25 protein-coding genes, 1 tRNA gene and 1 other RNA gene are annotated in these 23,376 nt (G+C 67.7%); 17 read left to right on the top strand and 10 right to left on the bottom strand.

Annotation, left to right across the window (positions count from 1 at the left end; translation table 11 throughout):
- The first annotated feature begins 2 nt into the window (after positions 1 to 2).
- On the top strand, positions 3 to 1,730 hold the full coding sequence (locus I6J77_RS03035) for a protein kinase (protein WP_204110516.1): 1,728 nt from the start codon (positions 3 to 5) through the stop codon (positions 1,728 to 1,730).
- Between the two features lie 48 nt (positions 1,731 to 1,778).
- Here I6J77_RS03035 and I6J77_RS03030 read toward each other — a convergent pair whose 3' ends face one another.
- A complete protein-coding gene (locus I6J77_RS03030; protein ID WP_239309172.1) occupies positions 1,779 to 2,624 on the bottom strand; it encodes a LysM domain-containing protein in 846 nt (281 codons plus the stop codon).
- 401 nt (positions 2,625 to 3,025) lie between these two features.
- Here I6J77_RS03030 and I6J77_RS03025 point away from each other — a divergent pair, with 401 nt between their 5' ends.
- The 7 genes from I6J77_RS03025 (at position 3,026) to cydX (ending at position 10,477) form a co-directional block, all read left to right on the top strand.
- Positions 3,026 to 5,392, top strand: coding sequence for a DUF1631 family protein (locus tag I6J77_RS03025; protein WP_204110514.1), 2,367 nt, complete (start codon positions 3,026 to 3,028; stop codon positions 5,390 to 5,392).
- The gene (locus I6J77_RS03020) at positions 5,389 to 5,736 is read left to right on the top strand and encodes a PilZ domain-containing protein (protein ID WP_007807260.1); all 348 of its coding nucleotides are present in this window, start codon (positions 5,389 to 5,391) and stop codon (positions 5,734 to 5,736) included. Before I6J77_RS03025 ends, I6J77_RS03020 begins: the two co-directional genes overlap by 4 nt.
- 133 nt (positions 5,737 to 5,869) lie before the next feature.
- The gene (gene pepQ / locus I6J77_RS03015) at positions 5,870 to 7,186 is read left to right on the top strand and encodes a Xaa-Pro dipeptidase (protein ID WP_204110513.1); all 1,317 of its coding nucleotides are present in this window, start codon (positions 5,870 to 5,872) and stop codon (positions 7,184 to 7,186) included.
- An 82-nt stretch (positions 7,187 to 7,268) separates the two neighbouring features.
- A complete protein-coding gene (gene cydP / locus I6J77_RS03010) occupies positions 7,269 to 7,499 on the top strand; it encodes a cytochrome oxidase putative small subunit CydP (protein ID WP_204110512.1) in 231 nt (76 codons plus the stop codon).
- A complete protein-coding gene (locus I6J77_RS03005; RefSeq protein WP_204110511.1) occupies positions 7,496 to 9,073 on the top strand; it encodes a cytochrome ubiquinol oxidase subunit I in 1,578 nt (525 codons plus the stop codon). Before cydP ends, I6J77_RS03005 begins: the two co-directional genes overlap by 4 nt.
- Positions 9,074 to 9,190: 117 nt before the next feature.
- On the top strand, positions 9,191 to 10,321 hold the full coding sequence (cydB, locus tag I6J77_RS03000) for a cytochrome d ubiquinol oxidase subunit II (RefSeq protein WP_204110510.1): 1,131 nt from the start codon (positions 9,191 to 9,193) through the stop codon (positions 10,319 to 10,321).
- A 15-nt stretch (positions 10,322 to 10,336) separates the two neighbouring features.
- Entirely contained in the window at positions 10,337 to 10,477 is a 141-nt protein-coding gene (gene cydX / locus I6J77_RS02995) for a cytochrome bd-I oxidase subunit CydX (RefSeq protein WP_056718487.1), read from the top strand.
- Here cydX and I6J77_RS02990 read toward each other — a convergent pair.
- Positions 10,474 to 11,739 (bottom strand): aminopeptidase P N-terminal domain-containing protein, encoded by a 1,266-nt coding sequence (locus I6J77_RS02990; protein ID WP_239309259.1) that lies wholly within the window; start codon positions 11,737 to 11,739, stop codon positions 10,474 to 10,476. The two genes, cydX and I6J77_RS02990, sit on opposite strands and share 4 nt — an antisense overlap.
- Positions 11,740 to 11,810: 71 nt before the next feature.
- Positions 11,811 to 12,374 carry a UPF0149 family protein gene (locus tag I6J77_RS02985; protein ID WP_204110509.1) on the bottom strand — a complete coding sequence of 188 codons (564 nt, stop codon included), beginning with the start codon at positions 12,372 to 12,374 and terminating at the stop codon, positions 11,811 to 11,813.
- Between the two features lie 110 nt (positions 12,375 to 12,484).
- Between I6J77_RS02985 and I6J77_RS02980 the strand changes: the two genes are divergently transcribed.
- From I6J77_RS02980 to rpiA, 6 genes are all read left to right on the top strand, one after another.
- Positions 12,485 to 12,724, top strand: coding sequence for a TIGR02449 family protein (locus I6J77_RS02980; protein WP_007807283.1), 240 nt, complete (start codon positions 12,485 to 12,487; stop codon positions 12,722 to 12,724).
- Entirely contained in the window at positions 12,724 to 13,038 is a 315-nt protein-coding gene (locus tag I6J77_RS02975) for a cell division protein ZapA (protein ID WP_056763752.1), read from the top strand. Before I6J77_RS02980 ends, I6J77_RS02975 begins: the two co-directional genes overlap by 1 nt.
- A gap of 67 nt (positions 13,039 to 13,105) precedes the next feature.
- Positions 13,106 to 13,292, top strand: a non-coding RNA gene (ssrS, locus tag I6J77_RS02970) — 6S RNA.
- A gap of 66 nt (positions 13,293 to 13,358) precedes the next feature.
- The gene (locus tag I6J77_RS02965) at positions 13,359 to 13,979 is read left to right on the top strand and encodes a 5-formyltetrahydrofolate cyclo-ligase (protein ID WP_204110508.1); all 621 of its coding nucleotides are present in this window, start codon (positions 13,359 to 13,361) and stop codon (positions 13,977 to 13,979) included.
- Positions 13,980 to 13,990: 11 nt separating this feature from the next.
- Entirely contained in the window at positions 13,991 to 14,428 is a 438-nt protein-coding gene (locus I6J77_RS02960) for an EVE domain-containing protein (RefSeq protein ID WP_200946071.1), read from the top strand.
- 34 nt (positions 14,429 to 14,462) lie between these two features.
- Positions 14,463 to 15,104, top strand: coding sequence for a ribose-5-phosphate isomerase RpiA (gene rpiA / locus I6J77_RS02955; protein WP_204110507.1), 642 nt, complete (start codon positions 14,463 to 14,465; stop codon positions 15,102 to 15,104).
- Positions 15,105 to 15,168: 64 nt separating this feature from the next.
- Here the strand turns inward: rpiA and I6J77_RS02950 are convergent, their stop codons facing one another.
- From I6J77_RS02950 to rplM, 4 genes are all read right to left on the bottom strand, one after another.
- Positions 15,169 to 17,067 carry a chloride channel protein gene (locus I6J77_RS02950; protein ID WP_204110506.1) on the bottom strand — a complete coding sequence of 633 codons (1,899 nt, stop codon included), beginning with the start codon at positions 17,065 to 17,067 and terminating at the stop codon, positions 15,169 to 15,171.
- A 182-nt stretch (positions 17,068 to 17,249) separates the two neighbouring features.
- Positions 17,250 to 17,323, bottom strand: a tRNA-Gln gene (locus I6J77_RS02945).
- 12 nt (positions 17,324 to 17,335) lie between these two features.
- On the bottom strand, positions 17,336 to 17,728 hold the full coding sequence (gene rpsI / locus I6J77_RS02940; RefSeq protein WP_007807295.1) for a 30S ribosomal protein S9: 393 nt from the start codon (positions 17,726 to 17,728) through the stop codon (positions 17,336 to 17,338).
- Positions 17,729 to 17,737: 9 nt separating this feature from the next.
- Positions 17,738 to 18,166: a 50S ribosomal protein L13 gene (gene rplM, locus I6J77_RS02935; protein ID WP_007807297.1), complete on the bottom strand. Its 429-nt coding sequence runs from the start codon at positions 18,164 to 18,166 to the stop codon at positions 17,738 to 17,740.
- Between the two features lie 289 nt (positions 18,167 to 18,455).
- Here rplM and coq7 point away from each other — a divergent pair, with 289 nt between their 5' ends.
- Positions 18,456 to 19,097 carry a 2-polyprenyl-3-methyl-6-methoxy-1,4-benzoquinone monooxygenase gene (gene coq7 / locus I6J77_RS02930; RefSeq protein ID WP_204110505.1) on the top strand — a complete coding sequence of 214 codons (642 nt, stop codon included), beginning with the start codon at positions 18,456 to 18,458 and terminating at the stop codon, positions 19,095 to 19,097.
- Between the two features lie 93 nt (positions 19,098 to 19,190).
- On the opposite strand, the gene speD is transcribed toward coq7, so the two are convergent.
- Positions 19,191 to 19,976: an adenosylmethionine decarboxylase gene (speD, locus tag I6J77_RS02925; protein WP_007807301.1), complete on the bottom strand. Its 786-nt coding sequence runs from the start codon at positions 19,974 to 19,976 to the stop codon at positions 19,191 to 19,193.
- 286 nt (positions 19,977 to 20,262) lie between these two features.
- Here speD and crp point away from each other — a divergent pair, with 286 nt between their 5' ends.
- Both crp and I6J77_RS02915 read left to right on the top strand, forming a co-directional pair.
- Positions 20,263 to 20,964 (top strand): cAMP-activated global transcriptional regulator CRP, encoded by a 702-nt coding sequence (crp, locus tag I6J77_RS02920; RefSeq protein ID WP_007807303.1) that lies wholly within the window; start codon positions 20,263 to 20,265, stop codon positions 20,962 to 20,964.
- 92 nt (positions 20,965 to 21,056) lie between these two features.
- A complete protein-coding gene (locus I6J77_RS02915) occupies positions 21,057 to 21,803 on the top strand; it encodes a sulfite exporter TauE/SafE family protein (protein ID WP_204110504.1) in 747 nt (248 codons plus the stop codon).
- Between the two features lie 29 nt (positions 21,804 to 21,832).
- Here I6J77_RS02915 and I6J77_RS02910 read toward each other — a convergent pair whose 3' ends face one another.
- Positions 21,833 to 22,537, bottom strand: coding sequence for a haloacid dehalogenase-like hydrolase (locus tag I6J77_RS02910; RefSeq protein ID WP_204110503.1), 705 nt, complete (start codon positions 22,535 to 22,537; stop codon positions 21,833 to 21,835).
- 5 nt (positions 22,538 to 22,542) lie between these two features.
- A complete protein-coding gene (trpC, locus tag I6J77_RS02905; protein ID WP_056718498.1) occupies positions 22,543 to 23,337 on the bottom strand; it encodes an indole-3-glycerol phosphate synthase TrpC in 795 nt (264 codons plus the stop codon).
- Positions 23,338 to 23,376: the final 39 nt, after the last annotated feature.

Here is a 23,376-nt window from a genome sequence, read left to right as displayed (position 1 = left end):
CCGTGACCGCGCGCGCGATCCCGTCGAAGGTCGGTCGCTACCGCATCGACGGCGTCCTCGGCGAGGGCGCGATGGCCGTCGTCTACGCCGGCTTCGACCCGGACATCCAGCGTGCGGTGGCGATCAAGTGCCTGCACCGGGAGGTTGCCGCCGACCCCGTCTATCGCGACCGCTTCCTGGTCGAGGCGCGAGCCGCCGGCCACCTCACCCATCCCCACATCGTCACCATCTTCGACGTGGGAGAGACCGACGACGGCAGTCCGTACATCGCGATGGAGCGGCTCTCCGGCGAGACGCTGGCCAGCCGCGTCAGTCGCGAGGGTTTTCCTTCACTGCCGGCGATCATGGAGCTGGCCGGACAGGTCGCCGCCGCACTCGACTACGCCCACGCCCAGGGCGTCGTGCACCACGACATCAAGCCCGAGAACATCATGCTGGCCGAGGGCTGGCAACACGCCAAGGTCAACGATTTCGGCATCGCCGAACGACGCGGCGGGCAAGACAGGCCCGGCGCCACGCGCACCCAGATCGCCGGCACGCCGGCCTACATGGCGCCGGAGCACCTGCGCGGCGAACCGACCGACGCACGCAGCGACCTGTTCTCGCTGGGTGTGGTGCTGTACTGGCTGCTCACCGGCAAGCTGCCATGGCCGGAGACCGGCGACATCCGGCAGCTGATCCGTGCGCGCCAGCGCCTGCCCAACCCGTCGATCCAGCCACGCGACCCGTCCGCGCCGTCAATCCTGGTCGGCATCGTGCACACCTTGCTGGCGCCCGCGGCGACGGAGCGCTATCAGCGGGGAAGCGAAGTCGTCGCCGACCTGCGGCTGGCCCGACGCGAGTACGAGCGCCTGCACGAACGGCCGCTGACCAGCCACATCACCTCGCTGCGCCTGCGCTGGGTCGGCGTCCTCGGCGCCACGCTCAGCCTCACCCTGCTGCTGGGACTGGCGGCGATCCACGCCAAGCAGAACGCCGCCGTCACCGGCCTGGCGCTGGATTTCGGCAGCTCGCTGGGGCGCATGGTCGCCAACGAATCGGCGGAGAACCTGCTGCTCGGCGATCGCGCCGCCACCCGCGCACTGGTCGAGAGCATCGCCCGCAACCAGCAGATCCACTATCTGGCCATCGCCGATCGTTATGGCGAAATCATCGCCAGCACGCAGGCGGATGAGGTCGGCACCCGGCTGCCGGCGCTGACCGGGAAGAAGCCGCTGTCGCGATCGGACGATATCGACAGCTATCGGGGCAGCGATACCGGCGCCCCCGGCCGCGACGAGATGCTGCTGTTCGACGTGCCGGTCCATTACCAGACGGCCACGGTGGGCGAACTGCATCTGGGCATCAGCGACGCGCCGCTGCGGGCAGCCAGCAAGACCACGCTGTGGGTCATCATCGCCGTGCTGGTGGTGACGCTGGTCGCGGTGATCGGCGCCACGTACTGGCTGTCGCGGCAATTGCTGACCCTGCTGGACCTGCTCGGCAACGCGATGCTGCGGGTGGCGCGGGGCGACTTCCGCTACCGCATCCGGCTGGTTCGCCGCGACGAACTTGGCCGGCTGTTCGCCGCATTCAACCTGATGAACGGTGCGCTGCAGGGCCGTCGGCGACATCCCGGGGAAACGGCCGCCGCCGCCACCGTGGAAGACGTCACCCGACCTACGCTGATCCTGCCGGTGGCGGACGGCCAGGCTGTAGACGGCGACGACGACACACACCACCCATCCTGATCGACGACGCGATCCGGCGGCATCCCGCCCACTGCCCGTGCCCGACGATCAGAACTGCTTGAGCCGCTGCTTCAACTCGAGCGCGCGGGCGCGGTAGATGGTGGCCGGCTCATAGTCCGGATCGATGGCCAGCACGTGGTCCCACAACGCGATGGCCGGGTCCAGCTGCTGGTTGCGATACAGCACGATGGCCCGCTGGTGGCATCCGGCCAGCAGATCCTTGCGCAGGGACGCCGCCCCGGACCCGCCCGGCGGCAGCCGCGGATCGATGGTCAAGGCTTCGTCGAGGCGCGCCAGCGCCTGCTGTCGTTGCCCCTGGCCGAGCAGGGCCACGCTTTCCTTCTGCAACCGTCGCGCCTTCTGCGCCGATGATTCCGCGACTGCCGCCACGGGGCGTCGCGCATCCGCCTGCGCCGGTGCCGACGGCTCGCCCGTGGCGCCACGACCGGCTTCGCCGGTGCCAGCCACCGCCGGCTCCGCATCCGCCGGGACAGCGGCCCCGGACATCGGCAACTGCACCGTCTGGCCCACCTGCAAGCGCGAGGGGTTGGTCGAACCGTTGTAGCGCGCCAGGATCAGGAACCGGCGGGCATCACCGAGATGACGAGCCGCCAGCAAGCTGTAGGACTCACCTTCCTGCACCACATGGGCCTGCGACGAACGGCCAAGCAACTGCTGCGGATCGCCGGTGAGCTGGTGCAGCATGGCCTGCGCCGCACGATCGCCCGGATGCCTCGCCAGATGCTGGCGCAGCGCCTGTTCGCCTTCCGCGTAATGACCATGCTGCAGCTCGTCGACGATCGTCGCAAACGACGCATCAGTGCCCACCGTGCGGGCAACACCCGTCGCGCGCGGGGCCGAAGGGCTGACCACCACGGAACGGGTCGGTCGCACGCAACCGGATACCGCCAGTACCAGCAGTAGCGTCGCGCACGGCGTCGTCCATTGCCGTGGCTGGCGGCGCCAGGATCTTGTCGATGTCGTTTGCACTGCCTGTTTTCCCTGCCCTGTCCGGCCAGAGCGTGCCACACACCGGCATTCGCATGACCCCGCACCGCGGCGCAGCGATCGCCCGCCAATTCGCCAACCTGCCCGAACAGGCATCAACACAACGTCGTCGCGAACCTTTCCGGCCGCACAATATAGACCTGCCCCGGCGGCTCGGGGCGACCATCGCATGCCCGCTTTCGCCACGACCCCGTCGATCGTCGTCCCCCGAATTTCGGCCTCCGCATGGCATAGCCGCGGGAACCAGCATAAACTGGCCGCTCCGGGGGGAATTCACAGGCACTTGCATGGATGTCGGACACGATCGACGTCACTCGTTTGCGTCGCATCAGGGCGGCAGGACTAGCGCGCGCTGGCCTGCGCGTGCGCAGCGCCTGTTCGAAACCAGTTACACGCTGTGCGTGGAAGGACTGCAGGAACCCCTGCGGCGCTGCCTGGGCGAATTCGAGAAACAGCTGTTTGCGCTGGCCGAGCGCGCCCACAATGCCGGCGTCCAGCAGGATTGCTTCGCCAGTCGGCAACGCGTGCTGCAGGATCGCGCCGCGTTTGCCCAGCGCTTCATGGAACAGCTCGGCGCCGCGCTCGACCAGGTAGACGAGCGCAACCCCGACTCGGCCGAGTCGGCCGGCAACGAGAAGTCGTGGCAGGTGCTCGAACTGGTCGACCCGGGCGAGCAGGAAGTGGCCATGATGCTCGAACAGCTGGGCGCCCGCGGCGAGGTCCGCCACAGCAACACCCTGTACGAACTGGGTTACCGGCTGGCGGTACTGATCGGCGCGCCGCCGCTGGAAGGCCCGGCGCTGCCCCTCGGTCCTCACGCCATGGCCAGGGCCTGCCACGCCGCCAGCAGCGAGTTCGAGCTGCCGCTCAAGCACCAGCTGCTGTTGCTGCAGCACTTCGATCAGTGGGTGATCCAGCCGCTGGGCCCGCTGTACGAGAGCATCAACGCCCAGCTCAAGGCCGACGGCATCCTGCCGCAGCTGCGCAGCATCCCGATCCCGCGGAACATCGGCAAGCGATCCCGCACCACCGGCGCCGGCGGTGAGGCCGCCGGCGAAGCCGCGACGACACCGGCAAGCCTCGGCGCAAGCGCCACGCCCGCCCATGCATCGGGCGGCGCGCCGGGAGCGCCGATCGAGGTACTGGAATCCCTGCGCGATCTGCTGGCGCAGCAACGCGCCGTCCAGGGCGGTCTCAGCGGCGGCTCCGCCGGGCGCGCGGCCAGCGAGGACGAACTGCAGTCGGCACTGGGCGCCTTGCAGCAGCACCTGGCCCAGGTCACCGACCAGGCCAGCCGCGAACTGCGCACCGCCGCCCGCCTGCGCGAGGAACTGGTGGCCCAGCTCAACTTCGGCAAGCCCGCCGGCGCGCCACGCACCCAGCTCAGCGACGAACAGGGCGACACGGTGGAGCTGGTCGCGCGCCTGTTCGAGCAGCTCGGCCATCAGCTGCAGCAGGGCGGCAACGCCAGCCACCTGCTGACCGACCTGCAGTTGCCGGTGCTGCGCATGGCCGTGGCCGACCATGGCTTCTTCGAGAAACGCGAGCACCCGGCACGCCGGCTGCTGGACACCGTCACCGCCGCCGCCAACGACTGGCTGGACGGCAGCGACGACGAAAGCAACCGGCCGCTGGCGAGCAAGCTGGAGCAATTGGTCAGCCGCGCCAACCAGGAGCCGCCCAGCGCCGGCCTGTACACCACCTTGCTGGCCGACATCGAACATCATCTGGCCCTGCTCACGCGCAAGGCGCAGGCCGCCGAGCGGCGCCACGTGGAAGCGGCCCAGGGTCGCGAGCGACTCGACCAGGCACGTCGCCGCGCCGGCGAGCTGATGGCCGAGCGGTTCGCGCAATCGCCACCGCGTGGCCTGCTGCGCGCCCTGCTCGACCGCGCCTGGTCGGACGTGCTGGCGCTGACCCTGCTGCGCCACGGCGAACAGAGCGAGGCGTTCCGCGAGCAACTGAAGATCACCGACCAGCTGCTCGGCCGCCTGCCGGTCGACGACCGCCTGCACCTGCAGACGGAAGTGGAATCGGGCCTGCAGCAGATCGGCATGCACGCCGAAGAGGCGGTGCAGGTGGCCCAGCGGCTGCTGGGCGCCGGCACGCCGGACCCCTCCACCGAGCTACCCAGCGCCACCGACCTGGCGCTGCGCCTGAAGCAGCACCAGCGGCTGGGCGAGCAACAGTCCAGCCACGAAACGATGGCAGGCCCGGCCGCCGCCCCGCCGTCCCCGCGCAAAAGCACGACCGCGCCGGCGGCCCGCAGCGAACCGGCGCCGCCGCATGCGCCGGCCGCCGCGGCGACGTCGCAGCAGCAGGATGACGCGGTCGATCCGCGGGTGCGGCGCATCGAACAGCATCTGAAGGAACTGCCGTTCGGCAGCTGGTTCGAGTTCATCGACCCGGCCAGCGGGCAGATCTCCCGACGCAAGCTGGCCTGGTACTCGCCGATGTCCGGCCGCTGCCTGCTGGTCAGCCGGCGCGGCCAGCGCGGCGAGGAAATGAGCCTGACCCAGCTTGCCCATGAAGTCGCCAGCGGCCGCGTCTGCGAAGTGCCGGCCCAGCCGGACAGCCTGCTCGACCGCGCATGGCGCAGCCTCACCGGCAGCCTGCAGCCACGACGCCCGCCGTCCGGGAGCGCCCGCCCATGAGCACCAGCAACCAGCGCCGTGCCGAGCGCAAGCGGGCCTCCGTCAATGCGATCGTCACCGACGTGATCAGCGGCCTGCCGATCGGCCACCTCGGCAATCTTTCCAGCACCGGCATGCTGCTGATCAGCGCCCAGGCGCCGCGCAGCGAGGCCTTGTATCAGGTCAGCATGACCCTGCCCGGCTCGGGCCGGATGCTGACCCAGTCGCAACCGATCGAGGTCGGCATCCAGGAACAGTGGCACGAAGCGGCCGCCAGTTCCGGGCAGATCTGGGCCGGCTATCGCATCGTGGCGATCAGCGACGCCGACGCCGCACGCCTCGAGAGCTGGCTGGCGCAGGCCTGACCCTGACTGGAAGTTGCGGCGCGGCGGCGTCATCATGACGCCTGCCCCGCCCATCCCCGGTCCACCGCGAAACGCTCGCTCCCGCCGCATCCGCGCGGCGGCCGCGCAACGATTCGTCGTCGCAGGAGTCTCCATGTCCGACTTGTTCGCCCCGCTGTATCCGCAGCACCTCGCCACCGTGCGCGAACGCGCCGACCGCGCGCTTGCGCTGGGCGGCTACGACCACCTGCTGGTCGCCGCCGGCACGCCGCCGGGCAAGTTCCTCGACGACCAGGACTACCCGTTCGTGGTCAATCCGCACTTCAAGCACTGGCTGCCGCTGACCGACGCGCCGGGCAGCTGGGTCGCGTACACGCCGGGCAGCAAGCCGAAGCTGGTCTTCGTGCAGCCGCGCGACTACTGGCACGTGGTGCCTGCGGCGCCGCACGGCTACTGGGTGGAGCACTTCGACATCGTGATCGTGCGCAGCGCCGCCGAAGCGATCGCGCAACTGCCCGCCGGCAGGCGCGCGGTGATCGCCGCCGCCTGCCCCGTCACCGATGGCGTGGAGGCGAACAACCCGCCGGCCGTGCTCGACTACCTGCACTGGCACCGCAGCTACAAGACGCCGTACGAACTGGCCCTGATGCGCGAAGCCAGCCGCATCGGCACGCGCGCCCATCACGCCGCCGAAGCGGCGTTCCACGCCGGCGAAAGCGAGTTCGGCATCCACATGGCCTATCTCGCTGCCGCGAAACAGATCGATGCCGAGTTGCCCTACGCCAGCATCGTGGCCCTGAACGAACACGGCGCGGTGCTGCACTACACGCACTTCGACCGCACGCCGCCGGCGGCGTCGCGCTCGTTCCTGATCGACGCCGGCGCCAGCGCGGCGGGTTACGCCAGCGACATCACCCGCACCTACGCCTCGCCGCAGGCGGGCGAATTCCAGTCGCTGATCGACAGCGTCGACGCCGCGCAGCGCGGCTTCGCGGCGAAAGTGCGCGCCGGGCAGGGCTACCCCGAGCTGCACATCCATGCCCACCACGTGCTGGCCGGCGTGCTGCGCGAGCATGGCTTCCTGCGCATGAGCGCGGAAAGCGCGGTCGAGTCCGGCGTGACCGGCGCGTTCTTTCCGCACGGCCTGGGCCATCCGATCGGCCTGCAGGTGCACGACGTGGCCGGCTTCCAGCAAGGCGAACGCGGCGGCAGCATCGCCCGTCCGGACGGCCATCCGTACCTGCGCATGACCCGCGTGCTGGAGCCGGGCATGGTGGTGACGATCGAGCCCGGCCTGTATTTCATCGACATGCTGCTGGCCGAACTGCGCGACAAACCGATCGCGGCCGACATCGACTGGGCGAAGGTCGACCACTTCCGCCAGTACGGCGGCATCCGCATCGAGGACGACGTGGCGTGCACCGACGACGCGCCGGAAAACCTCACCCGGGATGCGTTCGGCATGCTGTAAGTCGCCGCTGCGACATTCGTCCACATGGCCGAGACATCCCCGCGGCGTATGCTGACGGGCAGGCAAGGCCCGGATTCGTCGCATGTCCAGCTCCCCGGTTTCCAGCACTTCCGCCGAGACCTTCGGCACGTCGCCGCGGCCATTGCGGCGGTTGAGCCTTGAACTGTTCGCGATCATCGCGCTGAAGATCGCGGCGCTGACGCTGATCTGGTGGGTGGTGTTTGCACCGCAGCCGAAGCCCGACACCAGCGCGGAGGCGATCGCGCAGCGGCTCGCCCCCGCGTCCCACGCCGCCGCGGAAGCCCGCCCATGATCATCGACGCCGATGTCGTCACGCTGTCGCGCCTGCAGTTCGCGCTGACCGCGATGTACCACTTCCTGTTCGTGCCGCTGACCCTGGGCCTGGTGTGGATGCTGGCCATCATGGAGAGCGTCTACGTGATGACCGGGCGCGAGGTGTGGAGGCAGATGGTGCGCTTCTGGGGCGTGCTGTTCGGCATCAATTTCGCGATGGGCGTGGCCACCGGAGTGACCATGGAATTCCAGTTCGGCATGAACTGGGCGTACTACTCGCATTACGTGGGCGACATCTTCGGCGCGCCGCTGGCGATCGAGGGACTGATGGCGTTCTTCCTGGAGGCCACCCTGATCGGCGTGTTCTTCATGGGCTGGGATCGCATCTCGCGGATCAAGCACCTGCTGGTGACCTGGTTCCTCGCGCTGGGCACCAGCCTGTCGGCGTTGTGGATCCTGGTCGCCAACGCGTGGATGCAGCATCCGGTCGGTTCGGCGTTCAACCCGACCACGATGCGGATGGAGGTGACCTCGTTCTCCGAGGTGTTCTTCAACCCGGTGGCGCAGGAGAAATTCGTGCACACGGTGAGCGCCGGCTACGTGCTGGGCGCGATGTTCGTGCTGTCGATCAGCGCGTGGTACCTGCTGCGCGGCCGCAACGTGGATTTCGCCAAACGCTCGATGACGGTGGCCGCAAGCTTCGGCCTGGCTGCGGCGCTGTCGGTGGTGGTGCTCGGCGATGCCTCGGGCTACACGGTGTCGCTGAACCAGAAGATGAAGATGGCCGCGATCGAGGCGATGTGGCACACCGAGCCGGCGCCGGCCTCGTTCACCGTGTTTGGCCTTCCGGACGTGCAACGACGCAGCACGGACTATGCCGTGAAGATTCCCTGGGTCATGGGCCTGATCGGCACCCGTTCGATCGACGAGACGATGCCCGGCATCGCCGAACTGGTGGAGACCGCCAAGGGTCGGATCGGCACCGGCATCCAGGCCTACGACGCCATGCTGGTGCTGCGTCAGGACCGGGACAACGCAAAAGCCAGGGCCACGCTGGCCGCGCACGACAAGGACCTGGGCTATGCGTTGCTGCTGAAGAAGTACGTGGACGACCCGCGCCAGGCCACCCCGGCAGACATCCAGAAGGCCGCCGACAGCACCATCCCGAACGTGCCGGTGCTGTTCTGGGCGTTCCGCATCATGGTCGGCTGCGGCTTCTATTTCATCGCGCTGTTCGCCTTCTCGTTCTGGAAGGCCAGCACGCGCCAGCTCGATACGCAGCGCTGGTATCTGCGCCTGGCCTTGTGGAGTCTGCCGCTGCCTTGGGTCGCGATCGAGCTGGGCTGGATCGTCGCCGAGTACGGCCGCCAGCCGTGGGCCATCGAGGGCGTATTGCCCACCGCGCTGGGCGTGTCGTCGGTGAGCGCAGGCCAGGTAATGACGTCGCTGGGCGGCTTCGTGCTGTTCTATACCGCGCTGGCGGTGATCGACGTGTTCCTGATGCTGAAGTTCGTGCGCAAGGGGCCGGATGGCCTGGGCATCTGGCCGTCCACGGATGGCTCCCCCTCGCCTGCGGGAAGAGGGTTGGGATGATGGGCCGGGCTGGCGAGGTGCACACATTGAAGCGTGCTTCGATCAGCACCATGGCGAGCGCCCGCCCCTCACCTCAATCCTCTCCCCGAGGGGGAGAGGAGGCAAAGGAGAACGGCGATGTTTGACTATGAAACCTTGCGGGTGATCTGGTGGGCCATCCTCGGCACGCTGCTGATCGGCTTCGCGATCATGGACGGCTTCGACTTCGGCGTGGCCGCGTTGCTGAAGGTGCTGGGCCGCGACAACGAGGAACGACAGGTGCTGCTGGAAGGCATCGAGCCGACCTGGGAAGGCAACCAGGTGTGGTTCATCCTGGCCGGCGGCGCCACCTTCGCGGCCTGGCCGATGCTGTACGCGGTGTCGTTCTCGGGCATGTACTTCGCCATCGCGCTGGTGCTGCTGGCACTGATCCTGCGCCCGGTCGGCTTCAATTTCCGCGGCAAGATCCACGACCCGCGCTGGGCATCAGCGTGGGACTGGGTGCTCAGCGCATCCGGCGTGGTGGTGATGCTGGTGGCCGGCGTGGCGTTCGGCAATCTGTTCCTGGGCCTGCCGTTCCGTTTCGACGGCGATCTGCGGATGAGCTGGCAGGGCGGCTTCTTCGACCTGCTGCATCCGTTCGCGCTGCTGTGCGGCCTGGTCTCGCTGGCGATGCTGCTGGCGCATGGCAGCTGTTTCGCCGCGATGAAGGCTGACCACGCGATCGCGGCGCGGGCGGTGACGGTCGGACGCTGGACCACCCTGCTGTTCGCCGTGCTGTACGTGCTGGCCGGGGTGTGGCTGGCCTGGGGTGTTCCCGGTTTTGCCATCGCCGGACCGGTGGTGACCGACGGCCCGGCCAACCCATTGTTCAAGCAGGTCGCGGTGGGTGGCAGCTGGTTTGCGGGCTACATGCAGTATCCGTGGTTCTGGGTGGCGCCGTTGCTGGCGCTGGCCTCGGCCGTGGGCGTGCAGGCGCTGATCGGCCGGCGCAGCGTGGCCGGCTTCATCGCCAGCAGCCTGATGGTGGGCAGCACGATCGCCTCGGCCGGCTTCGCGCTGTTTCCGTTCCTGCTGCCCTCCAGCCTGGACCCGCGCTCCGGCCTGACCGTATGGGATGCCTCGTCCAGTCGCGGCACCCTGCAACTGATGCTGCTGGTCACCGCGGTGCTGTTGCCGATCGTCATCCTCTATACCGGCTGGGTCTATCGGGTGATGCGCGGACGGGTGACGCTGGAGCAGGTGCGCAAGGCGCACGGCGGTTATTGAGAGGAGTACGAACCGATGTGGTATTTCTCGTGGATCCTCGGCCTGGGCCTGGCTTGCGCCTTCGCCATCCTCAACGCGATGTGGTACGAGGTGCACGCCACGGACGAGGCGAATCGTCTGCGCAGCGACGCCGAACTGCCGGACGAGTTGAGCTAGCGCGCGGCCAGCAGTGCCTCGATCTCCTCGGCCTGGCGGGGCATCGCCGCGGTGAGCACCTCGTTGCCGTCGCGGGTGACCGCCACGTCGTCCTCGATGCGGATGCCGATGCCGCGCCAGCGCTCGGCCACCGAGCGGTCGTCCGGCGGCACGTAAAGACCCGGCTCGACGGTCAACACCATGCCCGGCTCGAGCAGGCGCGACTCGCCGTCGATGCGGTAGTCGCCCACGTCATGCACGTCCAGCCCCAGCCAGTGGCCGGTCTTGGCCGGGAAGAACCGCTGATAGCTGCCATCGGCCACCGCCGCATCGGCGCCGCCCTTGAGCAGGCCGAGTTCGCACAGACCCTCGCTCAGCACGCGCACCGCCGCGAGATGCGCCGCGTTGAACGGACGGCCGGGACGGACCTCGTCGATCGCCGCCAGCTGGGCGGCCAGCACCACTTCATACAGCGCCCGCTGCTCGCGGCTGTAACGCCCGTTGACGGGAAATGTCCTGCTGATGTCGGAGGCGTAGCAATCCCATTCGGCGCCCGCATCAATCAGCAGCAGGTCGCCGTCACGCAGTCGCGCCCGGTTGTTCTGATAGTGCATCACGCAGGCGTTGGTGCCGCCGGCGACGATCGGCACGAACGCCGGCACCGCGCCGCGGCTGCGCATGACCCGCAGCAGCTCGGCCTCCACCTCGTACTCGTGGCGTCCCGGCGTGGCCGCGCCCAGCGCCGCCATGTGCGCTTCCACCGCGATCCCGGCCGCCGTGCGCATCAGCCGCAGCTCGGCCTTCGACTTGTACAGCCGCAGGTCGTGCAACAGGTGGCCCAGCGCCACGAATTCCTTGGGCACCACGCCGCCGCCGCGCAACTGGCGCAGGCGGCGCATCCAGCCCAGCAGTTGCGCATCGAACTGGGGCTCGCGGCCGAAGTGGCAATACACGCGGGCGCGGCCCTCGATCATGCCGGGCAGGATGTCGTCGATGTCGTCGATCGGGAACGCATCGTCCATGCCGTAGCCGGCCACCGCCTGTTCGGTGCCGATCGCATGGCCGTGCCAGCGCTCGCGCTCGGCATCACGCTCGCGACAGAACAGCACCACTTCGCCGTGCTGGCGTCCGGGCAACAGCGCCAGCACGGCGTCGCTTTCCGGGAAGCCAGCGAGGTAGTGGAAATCCGAGTCCTGCCGGTACGGCCAGGCGGCGTCCGCGTTGCGCATGCGCTCGGGCGCGGCGGCGACCAGCAGCACCGCATCCTCGCCGGCCATCTTCATCAGCTGGCGACGGCGACGGGCGAATTCCTCGGGGTCGATCGCCGCAGGGGTCGAGCCGTGTTCGACCGGTATCAATGCACGCTGCCGCTGGACGCCGGATCGTGCCGGTTGCACTCGGCATGCAGCAGCAGCGCGCCGACCCGCACGAACTCCTGCACCTCGATCAGCGCGTCCTCGTCTTCGTCCTCGTTGTTGAAGTCGAACGACGAGGCGGCGATGGTGCCGAAGTCGCGCAGGATCTCCTGCGCCTCCTCCGACAATGACGCGTGCGCCGCGGTACCGGCCAGGCCGAAGCCGCCGAGGAAGCCGCGACACCAGTCCACCACCGCCTCGGCGCGTTCGAGCAGCGGGCGATCGTCATCGGGCAGCAGCGGCTCGAAGCCCAGTTCGCTGTCGGCCAGCTCGCGCTCGCACTGGCGGGTCAGCCGCTGCAGCAGCGCAAGATCCTCGTCCGTGGGGTCGGTCGCCTCGCCATCCAGCTGCAGCGCGGCAAGCACGTCGCCGCCCTGCGGACGGGCGCCGCCGGCCAGGTAGCCGCACAGCGACCCGTGCAGTTCGCTGGCTTCGGTGCCCAGGCGCAGACGCATGACCAGCGCATCGATATCGTCGTGGCCGATCGGCCCGGTAGCCGCCATGGCGGTGCTCCTTCGCAAGAATGACGGCCAGTTTAATGCACCGGGCGGCGCCCTCCGCACCCGTCGACCGGCTCGCAGATTTCCCGCAACGTCCTGCTATAGTTTCGGCCATGAGCACGCCCGATCCCGCCCCGTCCGATCCGGTCCACCAGCAGTTGGCCGCGCTGGCCCGCCAGCTTGACCATTTGCTGGAAACGGTGCGTCGGCTGAACGAGGAAAACCGCAGCCTGCGGCAGAGCCAGGAACAGCTGTCCGGCGAACGCGCCGGCCTGATGGCGCGCAACGAACAGGCCCGCAGCCGCGTGGAGGCGATGATCCAGCGCCTGAAGTCGCTGGAGAGCAACGGCTGATGAGCACACCCGCCAGTGAACCGGTCGCGCTGCGACTGATCGACCGAGAGTTCCTGATCGCCTGCGCGCCGGAAGAGCGCGAAGGCCTGCTCGAAGCCGCCGGCTTTCTCGACCGCAAGATGCGCGAGCTGCGCGCGAACGCCAAGGCACCCAGCTTCGAACGACTGGCCGTGCTGGCCGCGATCAGCGTCGCGCACGAGTTCCTCGGCCTGCGCAAGCAGCACGAAAGCCAGGAACAGCGCCTGAGCGACGGCCTTGCCACCTTGCAGCGCAAGCTCGACGACGCGTTCGAGCACGAAGTGCCGAGGCGCTGAACCGCAGCCTGCGACATCCATCGCGCCAGTGGCACATTGCGGATCAAGCGCCTAAAATGACACCCGGCGTTTTCTGCGATGTGCGCCAGCACACTCTTACATTTGCCTTGTTCCTACATACGGCCCCGGGTCGGTTTCACATCGGTTGTTGTGCATGTCCGCCGCGTGCGGAAAGCCTTTAGACCATGTAACCCTCCCACCTGATCCATCTTGGATCAAGGTCGTTCGGTGGGCAGCGGCATCGCGGTCTGCGCCACTTCTTTCCCCCGTCCCGTTCGTCGAGCCACGAACGGGACGATCACGCCGGAGCCGCGCGCCACGTGGACGTCAACGCCCAACGCCGCGATCTGCGTCAGCAACTGGCCGAACGCCGCCGCGCCTTGCCGCCGGCCGAACGCATCGCCGCCGCCCAGGGCCTGCGCCGCAGCCTGGAGCAACTGCCCGAGTATTTCACCGACGCCCGCGTGGCGGGCTACTGGGCCAGCCACGGCGAACTGCCGTTGAACCTGGTGATCCCGCCGCTGGCCACGCGTGGCCAGCAATTCCTGCTGCCGGTGATCGGCGCGGGCCGGCAACTGCGCTTCGCACCGTGGAAGGCGGGCGACGGGGTGCAGCCCAATCGTTACGGCATTCCCGAGCCGGTCGATCCGCCCGAATTGCTGGAGCCGTTCCAGATCGACCTGGTGCTGGTGCCGCTGCTCGGTTTCGACCGCCGCGGCAACCGGCTCGGCCACGGCGGCGGCTACTACGACCGCAGCTTCGCCTTCCTCAACGAACAGGTGCGCCCCACCGAGCCGCTGCTGGTCGGCATCGCCTATGCGTTCCAGGAATTGCCCGAAGTCGAGGAAGAGGACTGGGATGTCCCGCTCGACTTCGTCGCCACCGAGCGCGAGCTGATCGACTGCACCAGGCCCGATTCAGAACCGGAGACTCCCGCGTGAACCACTGGCTGATGAAGTCCGAACCGGACGCGTTCTCGATCGACGACCTCAAGCGCAAGAAGCGCGAAGCCTGGGACGGCGTGCGCAACTACCAGGCGCGCAACTTCATGCGCGACGGCATGCGCCCCGGCGACAAGGTGTTCTTCTACCACTCCAACTGCGCTGTGCCCGGCATCGTCGGCGTCGCCGAAGTGGCCACCGACGCGTACCCCGATCCCAGCCAGTTCGATCCGAAGAGCAAGTATTTCGACCCCGGCAGCTCGCGCGACAATCCGCGCTGGATGCTGGTCGACGTGAAGTTCGTGAAGAAGCTCAAGCGCACGATCAGCCTGGACGAAATGAAGAACGATCCCGCACTGGCCGAGATGCCGCTGCTGCGCAAGGGCAACCGGCTGTCGGTGATGCCGGTCGATGCGGCGCACTGGAAATACATCCTGGCGCTGGAATGAACGTCACCCGACCCCCTTTCACCGGAAACCATCCATGAGCAACGCAAACGAGAAAAAGCTGGCCGGCGAAGCCGCCATCCGCTACGTCGAGGACGGCGCCATCGTGGGCGTCGGCACCGGCTCCACCGTGGCGTTCTTCATCGATGCGCTGGCCGACCTGAAGGATCGCATCCAGGGTGCGGTGTCGAGCTCGGAGCAGTCGACCGCGCAGCTGAAGCGCCTCGGCATCCCGGTGCTCGACCTCAACGCCGCCGGTCCGCTGACCATCTACATCGACGGCGCCGACGAATGCGATCCGTACAAGCGGCTGATCAAGGGCGGCGGCGCGGCGCTGACCCGCGAGAAGATCGTGGCGGCGGCCAGCGAGAAGTTCGTCTGCATCATCGATTCCAGCAAGCGGGTCGACCTGCTCGGCAAGTTCCCGGTGCCGATCGAGGTGATCCCGATGGCGCGCAGCCTGATCGGCCGCGAGATCGTCAAGCGCGGCGGCAACCCGGTGTGGCGCGACGGCGTGGTCACCGACAACGGCAACTGGATCATCGACGTGCACGGCTGGCAGATCGTCGACCCGGCCGCGCTCGAAAGCGAACTGAATCAGTTGCCCGGCATCGTCACCGTGGGCCTGTTTGCGCAGCGTCCCGCCGACGTGGTGCTGATCGGCGACCGGGAGATGTGATTCGTCGCGTCGCCCGCTTCCCGAAAAAAAACGGCCCTTGCGGGCCGTTTCTTGTTTCAGCACCTTACTGCGCCGGCCGCGGCTTCAGGCCGTCACGGAAACGCAGGTGGCGGGCCGAGTGCCGCGCTTCGCGCAGGCGTCGCGCATGGGCCGCCAGGATGTCACCGCGGGTGATGATGCCCACCAGCTTGTGCGGATCGTCCTTGCTCACCACGACCAGCCGACCCACGCTCTCGGCCACCATGTGGTCCGCCGCCTCGCGCAGTGAATGTGCCTCGCTGACCGCGATCGGCGGCCGGGTCAGCAGTTCGCCCAGGCTCAGCGTGTAGTGCCACTGCGGGTCGAGCAGGCTGCGCCGGGTCAGCACGCCAAGCACGCGGCGGTGTTCGTCCAGCACCGGGTAACCCTGGTGCTGGGTCTGCTCGACGTCCTCGGCCAGCCAGCGACGCACTTCAGCCAGCGTCTGCGTGTTGTCCAGGGTCACCACGTCGCGCGTGCAGGCCTCGCCCACCCCGACCTGGTCGAGGTAATCGGCCACGTATTCGGATGGCACGCGCACGCCACGCCGCACGATCTTCTCGGTCATGATGGTGTTGCGCATCATCAGGGCCGAGATCAGGTAGGCCGCGGTGCAACCGCCCAGCAACGGCAGCAGCCCCGCGGGCTGGCCGGTGGTCTCGAACGCGAACACCACCGCGGTGAGCAGCGCGCGTGAGGCGCCGGCGAAGATAGCCGCCATGCCGACCAGTGCGGCAATGCGGGGATCCACGCCAAATTGCGGCGCCACGGCGGCGATGCCGATGCCGACCAGCGCACCCAGCGCACCGCCGATGGTGAACAGCGGTGCCAGCGTGCCGCCCGAGGTGCCGCTGCCCAGCGCGATCGACCAGGAGATGAATTTCATCACGCACAGGAAGGCCAGCGCGGTCAGCGTCAGCTTGCCGTTGAGGATGTCCTCGATGTTGGTATAGCCCACGCCCAGGGTCAGCGGCGCGAAGTAGCCGACCGCACCGACCACCAGTCCGCCGATCGCCGGCCACCACATCCAGTGGATGGGCAGCTTCTCGAACAGGTCTTCGATGCCGTAGACGATGCGGGTGGTCCACACGCTGACCACGCCGATCAGCGCGCCGAGCAGCACGTAGACGAGCAAGGCCATCGCTCCCGGCGACGCCACCGCTCCCATCGCAAACACCGCGGTCGAACCCTGCAGCAGGTATCGCGTACCGGTCGAAGCCACGCAAGCCAGCGCCACCGGGATCAGCGAGCGCGGGCGCAGCTCGAACAACAGCAGCTCCACCGCCAGCACCACCGCCGCGATCGGCGCCGAGAACACCGCGGCCATGCCCGCGGCCGCACCCGCCGCCAGCAGCACCTTGCGCTCGCTGCCGGTTACCTTCAGCACCTGGCCGATGAACGAACCCAGCGCGCCGCCGGTGGCGATGATCGGACCCTCGGCGCCGAACGGGCCGCCGGTGCCGATCGCGATCGCCGAGGAGATCGGCTTCAGGAAGGTGATCCGCGGCGGAATCTTCGACTCATTGAGCAGTACCTGCTCCATCGCCTCGGGGATGCCGTGGCCGCGAATCGCGCGCGAACCCCAGCGCGCCATCACGCCCACGATCAGGCCGCCGACCACCGGCACCAGCACCACCCACCAGCCCAGTCGGGGCACCGCGTCGGCAGGCGAGGAGAACGCGGTGGACCAGCGGCCGTAGAAGGCCAGATTGGTCACCACGCCGATAAGAGCCGTCAGCAACCGCGCAATCAGCGCAGCCAGCACGCCCAGCACGATCGACACCGCGGTGATGCGCAACACCCGACGATCGACCAGGGTGGAGCGGCGCGGCATCCGGGCCGCATCCAGGCTCATGCCCATGGTCGGCGCCAGCGGCAACGCGTCGGTACTGCCCTCGGTGCGGACCGCCGGGCGGCCGGGATCGTTGTCGCTTGCCGTCGTCATCAAAGTGCCCACGAGTCAAAGGCCGAAATTTTACGCTGCTGCAGTGCAAAACCGAAGGGTAAGGAAGCACGAGCGGCGACGAAAGATCCTGCGCCAGCGCCCCCCGCCAACGAAAAAGCCCGCCGGATGGCGGGCTTCTCGGCCGACTTGCCACGCCTTGCGGCGGGCGACGGCGTTTGTATTGGCAGCCCCGGATGGATTCGAACCACCGATGCCTGAGTCAGAGTCAGGTGCCTTACCGCTTGGCGACGGGGCTGTAGAACTGAGCTTAGCGCTTGGAGAACTGGGTGGCGCGACGTGCCTTGTGCAGACCGACCTTCTTGCGCTCGACTTCACGGGCGTCACGGGTCACGAAACCGGCCTTGCGCAGCGGCGACTTCAGGCTTTCGTCGTACTCGACCAGCGCGCGGGCGATGCCCAGGCGGATCGCGCCGGCCTGACCGGTGATGCCGCCACCGGCGACCGTCACCTTGATGTCGAACTTGTCGGTGTTGTCGGTCAGCTCAAGCGGCTGGCGCACGATCATGCAGGAGGTCTCGCGGCCGAAGAAGGCTTCGAGCGTCTTGCCGTTGACGATGATTTCGCCCTTGCCCTTGCGCAGGAACACGCGAGCGGCGGAGGTCTTGCGGCGGCCGGTGCCGTAATTCTGCTGGATGCTCATGATATTTCCTTAGATTTCCAGCGCCTGCGGCTGCTGTGCGGTATGCGGATGCTCGGCACCACCGTAGACCTTGAGCTTGCGATACATCTCGCGACCCAGCGGGTTCTTCGGCAGCATGCCCTTGACGGCGATCTCGATCACGCGCTCCGGGTAGGTCGCCAGCAGGTCCTTCAGACTGGTGGTCTTCAGGTTGCCGACGTAGCCGGTGAAGCGGTGGTACATCTTGTCGTCCAGCTTGGCACCGGTAACGTGCACCTTCTGCGCATTGATCACCACGATATAATCGCCGGTGTCGCAATGCGGGGTGTATTCCGGCTTGTGCTTGCCGCGCAGACGGTGGGCGATTTCGGTCGACAGGCGACCGAGCGTCTTGTTCGTGGCGTCAACCACGAACCAGTCGCGCTTGACGTTGTCTGCATTGGCGCTAAACGTTTTCATTTCAGAATACCTGTCTGCCGCCGTGAGGCGGTACGCGTAATCGGTGGATCAAAGGCGCGAGATGATAGCGGAGCCTTCATCCACGGCGCAAGCCCACCGACCGGCGGGCTGTGAGTTGGCAATGATAGCATGACCACCGGGCCGCTTGAAAAGACCCCCAGGCTTCCCGGTCGCAACCCGCATGGCCGTTGGGTCGCCGGCACCTTGCCGCTGGCGTGACGCACGGCTTGCCCTGGCCAAGGCAACCCCCATTGACCTGCTGGCCGATCCTCTAGCTGGAGAACAACGCATGAGCGTACGCACCCTGAGCCGCCTCGACCGCCTGCTGGCCGGCTGCGAGCGTGCACTGGAAGCGGTGGGCGGCGCGCCACTGGCGCAGCGCCCCTCACCGTCCGCCGATCTCGCCGAAAACGAACTCGATGAGGCCGAACGCCGCCACGCCGCCGGCCTGATGCGGATCAACCACACCGGCGAGGTCTGCGCGCAAGCGCTTTACCTGGGCCAGGCCGCGCTCGCCCGCGATGCAGACAACCGCGAGCACCTGCTGCATGCCGCCGCCGAGGAAACCGACCACCTGGCCTGGTGCGCCGAACGCCTGCAGCAACTGGACAGCCGCCCCAGCCTGCTCAATCCGCTGTGGTATGCGGGCAGCTACGCGATCGGCGCCGCCGCCGCGCTGGCCGGCGACGCGCTGAGCCTGGGCTTCGTGGTGGAAACCGAACGCCAGGTCGAGGCCCACCTGGCCGATCATCTGCAACAGCTGCCACCCCGGGACGAGCGTTCGCGCGTCGTGTTGGCCCGGATGCAGGCCGACGAGATCCGCCACGCGCAGGCCGCGCAGCAACGCGGCGGCATCGACCTGCCGTTTCCGCTGCCGCAGCTGATGCACGCCAGCTCGATGGTGATGAAGACGGTCGCTTATCGGCTGTAGAAGCACCGCGCGCTCGGCGGGCGCCATATCCATTGAAAACGCCTTTCGGCGGGTGCGCACCTGAAAAAAAACCCGCCTTTCGGCGGGTTTTTGTCACATCAGGTTGCGGCCGTGGAACAGTTCCTCGATCTCGCGTCGCAGCAGCGACTCGATTCGCTGGCGTTCCTTGAACGACAGGTCGTCGGCGTGGGCCTCGAACAGGTAGGTGTCCAGGTCGAAGTCCTTGATGTGCATCTTCGTGTGGAACATGTTTTCCTGGTACACGTTGACGTCGAACATCTCGTACTTCTGGCGGATGTGTCGCGCCAGGTAGTCCTGCACCGAGTTGATCTTGTGGTCGATGAAGTGCTTCTTGCCCTTCACGTCGCGGGTGAAGCCGCGCACGCGGTAGTCGGCGATCACGATGTCCGACTCGAAGCTGTCGATCAGGTAGTTCAACGCCTTCAGCGGCGAGATCACGCCGCAGGTGGCCACATCGATGTCGGCGCGGAAGGTGGCGATGCCGTTGTGCGGATGCGTTTCCGGATAGGTGTGGACGGTGATGTGGCTCTTGTCCATGTGCGCGACCACGGCACCGGAGATGGTGTCGCGACCGAGCTTCTCGACCACCGGCTCCTCGGAGATCAGGATCGTCACCGAGGCACCCTGCGGGTCGTAGTCCTGGCGGGCCACGTTGAGGATGTTCGCGCCGATGATCTCGGCCACGTCGGTGAGGATCTGGGTCAGCCGGTCGGCGTCGTACTGCTCATCGATGTACTCGATGTAGCGGCGACGCTGGTCTTCCGACACCGCGTAGCAGATGTCGTAGATGTTGAAACTCAACGCCTTGGTCAGGTTGTTGAAACCCTGCAGACGCAGACGGGGAAGTGGTTTGACCACGGGCGGCGCTCCATGACCGGATATCGGCCAACATCAGAGGCGGGTTAGCGACAAGGGTCCCCGCGGCTTGGTTTGGAGTACAGGCAGGTGCCTGCACGACCCTTGTGAACGACGGCAACGGACTGGCTGCTGTCGAAAGACCGCGAAGTATGCGGCAAAAGCGGAGGAATTTGAACCTGCGTGGAATCCGCGGCTTTGTCATAATGACCAAGCCTGTCATGATGTCCGGACGGACGTGTACAACATGTGGCCATGATGCCCGGCGTGACAAGATTACCTGTAGGGGATGCCCGTGGCTCAGCTCAAGTACCAGCTCCAACAAGCTTTCGAACGCTCGCAGGCCCCCCTGGGCTTTGCTCCCGACCCCGCCGCGATGGAACGTTTCCTGGGGCTGTGCCATCGCCGCCGCTACCCGGGCAAGACCGCGATCATCCGTCCGGGTGACCCGGCCAACACCTTGTACTACGTGGTGGACGGTTCGCTGGCGGTGTGCACCGAGGACGAACAGGGTCGCGAACTCATCCTCGCCTATATCAGCCGCGGCCAGTTCATCGGCGAAATGGGGCTGTTCGTCGAACAGGCCCAGCGCGAGTCGATGGTGCGCACGCGCACGGCCTGCGAGATGGCCGAGATCAGCTACGAGCGCCTGTTCCAGCTGATGGAAGGCCCGCTGCGCGAGGAATGCCCGAAGATCCTGTTCGCGATCGGCGCCCAGCTCACCAACCGTCTGCTGCGCACCTCGCGCCAGGTCAGCCGGATGGCCTTCATGGACGTCACCAACCGCATCTCGCGCACCCTGCTCGACCTGTGCCAGGAGCCGGATTCGATGACCCATCCGGACGGCACCCAGATCCGCATCTCGCGCCAGGAAGTCAGCCGCATCGTGGGCTGCTCGCGCGAAATGGTCGGTCGCGTGCTCAAGCAGCTGGAAGAGCAGCGCATGATCGACGTGTCCGGCAAGACCATCGTGGTGCGCGGCACCCGCTGATCGTCGGCGCATTCCGGAAAGCCCTCCCCTGAACCGGTTTTTTACGACGACTGGTTGAGGATGGCGTTCCGCCGTCCGCTGCGAGACCACGCTTGGATTACGAACAGTTCTTCATCTTCGTCGGTGTCGGCCTGCTCGCCCAGCTGGTCGACGGCGCGCTGGGCATGGCCTATGGCCTGGTCTCCAACTCGATCCTGCTGGCGCTGGGCCTGCCTCCGGCGGTGGCCAGCGCCACCGTGCATACGGCCGAAGTGGTCACCATCGGCGTCTCCGGCGCCTCGCACGCGTGGTTCGGCAATGTGCGCTGGACGCTGTTCTGGCAACTGGCGATTCCCGGCGCCATCGGCGGCGTCCTTGGCGCCACCTTCCTGGCCAGCGTGCCGGGCGAGGCGATCCGCCCCTGGGTCAATGCCTACCTGCTGATCCTCGGCGCGATGATCCTGCTGCGCGCCTTCGGCAAGCGGCTGACCCGGCACCAGGTGCAGCACAGCGGCGTACTGGGCTTTCTTGCCGGACTGCTCGACGCGATCGGCGGAGGTGGCTGGGGACCGCTGGCCACCAGCACGCTGATCGCCCGCGGCGGCGCCGTGCGCAGCACGATCGGCTCGGTCAACGCGGCCGAGTTCGTGGTCACCCTCTGCGTGTCCGCCACCCTGGTGTTGCATGTGGGCATCGGCCACTGGTCGATCGTGCTGGGCCTGCTCACCGGTGGCGTGATCGCTGCGCCGTTCGCCGCCTGGCTGGTGCGACACCTGCCCGAACGCGCGGTGATGGCGGCCGTCGGCAGCCTGATCGTGCTGATCAGCCTGGGCCAGCTGGTGCAGACCTTGCTTCGATAGACGGGAACCGCGCGACCTGCGGATCGTCCTCAGAACCACTCGACGCGGGCGACCGTACGGCCCAGCGCCTTCTCGACCTTCTTGCACAGGGTCGGCGTGCCATTGACCAGCACCGGCTCGGCGGCGACCTTCAGCATCGCCACGTCATGCATCGAATCGCCGTAGGCGACCTGCCATGCCGACAGACCCTGTTTCGCCAGCAGCTGCACCTTGCGCCTGCCCACGTTGTGCCAGTGCACGCGCATGCCCAGCCAGCCGGGGCGCAGTTGCGAGGCCAGCACGTCCAGGCCGGTCAGCCCCAGTTGCTGCACGATCCCGCTGACCAGGGTGTGTTCGCAACCGGTCACCACGATCACCCGGTCGCCCTGCAGCTGATGCTGGCGCAACACCTGCAAGGCGTCGCGGTGGAACTGCCGGGGCCGGCGTGCGAGATCGGCGGCAAACGTTTCCGCGGCAAGCCGGTAACGGCGCTCGCCCAGCCCGAACAGCGCGATGCGCACCAGCACATGCATCGGCAGGCGCCACGAGAACGGCAGGATCAGCAGCAGCAACGGCGCCACCAGCACGGCGGGCAGCCAGCGCCACCACGAGCGGCGATAGCGCTCGCGGATGAACAGATGGAACGCGTCGCCGCGAAACAGCACGCCGTCGAAATCGAACAGCACCACGCGCGGCGCGACCGCCTCGACATCGCCGGCGGCATCGGCGGGCAGCAGGGTTTCCGGCTCCGGCATCACGATCACGGCAGCGAGAACAGCCGCCGCAGTTCGCTGCCCGGGTCCTCGGCACGCATGAACGCCTCGCCGACCAGGAACGCCTGGATGCCCCCTTCGCGCAGGCGCGCCACGTCTTCCGGGGTGTGGATGCCGGACTCGGCCACCAGCACGCGGTCGTATTCGATCAGCTCCTGCAGCGCCAGCGAGGTCTCCAGCGAGGTCTCGAAACTGCGCAGGTTGCGGTTGTTGACGCCGATCAGCGGCACCGGCAGGGCCAGCGCGCGCTCGAGCTCTTCCTCGTCGTGCACTTCGCACAGCACGTCCATGTCCAGCTCGGCCGCCAGCAGCGACAGCTGCAGCAACATGTCGTCATCCAGCGCCGAGACGATCAGCAGGATGCAGTCGGCACCGATCGCCCGCGCCTCGTACACCTGGTACGCGTCGATGATGAAATCCTTGCGCAGCACCGGCAGCGCACAGGCTTCGCGCGCCTGCTGCAGGAACGCCTCGCTGCCCTGGAAGAAGTCGCTGTCGGTCAGCACCGACAAACAGGCCGCGCCGGCGGCCGCGTAGCTGGCCGCGATCGCGGCGGGATCGAAATCGCCCCGGATCAGTCCCTTGCTGGGGCTGGCCTTTTTCACTTCGGCGATCACCGCCGGCAGGCCCGCGGCGATCTTCGCCTCGATCGCCGCGCCGAAACCGCGCGTGGGCGGCAGCTCGGCGATGCGCGCGACCAGTTCGGCCTCGGGCACGCGGGCCCGGCGTTCGGCCACTTCCTCGGTCTTGCGGACAAGAATGCGATTGAGGATGTCAGTCATGGCATCTCACTTGGATGGTGCGCAGCTCGCGCGATGAAA

Origin of the sequence: Rhodanobacter sp. FDAARGOS 1247, from assembly GCF_016889805.1 — a bacterium.
In the GTDB taxonomy this organism is placed as follows: domain Bacteria; phylum Pseudomonadota; class Gammaproteobacteria; order Xanthomonadales; family Rhodanobacteraceae; genus Rhodanobacter.
Note: the sequence above shows the minus strand (reverse complement) of the source record. Positions and strands in the feature narration are given on the sequence as shown.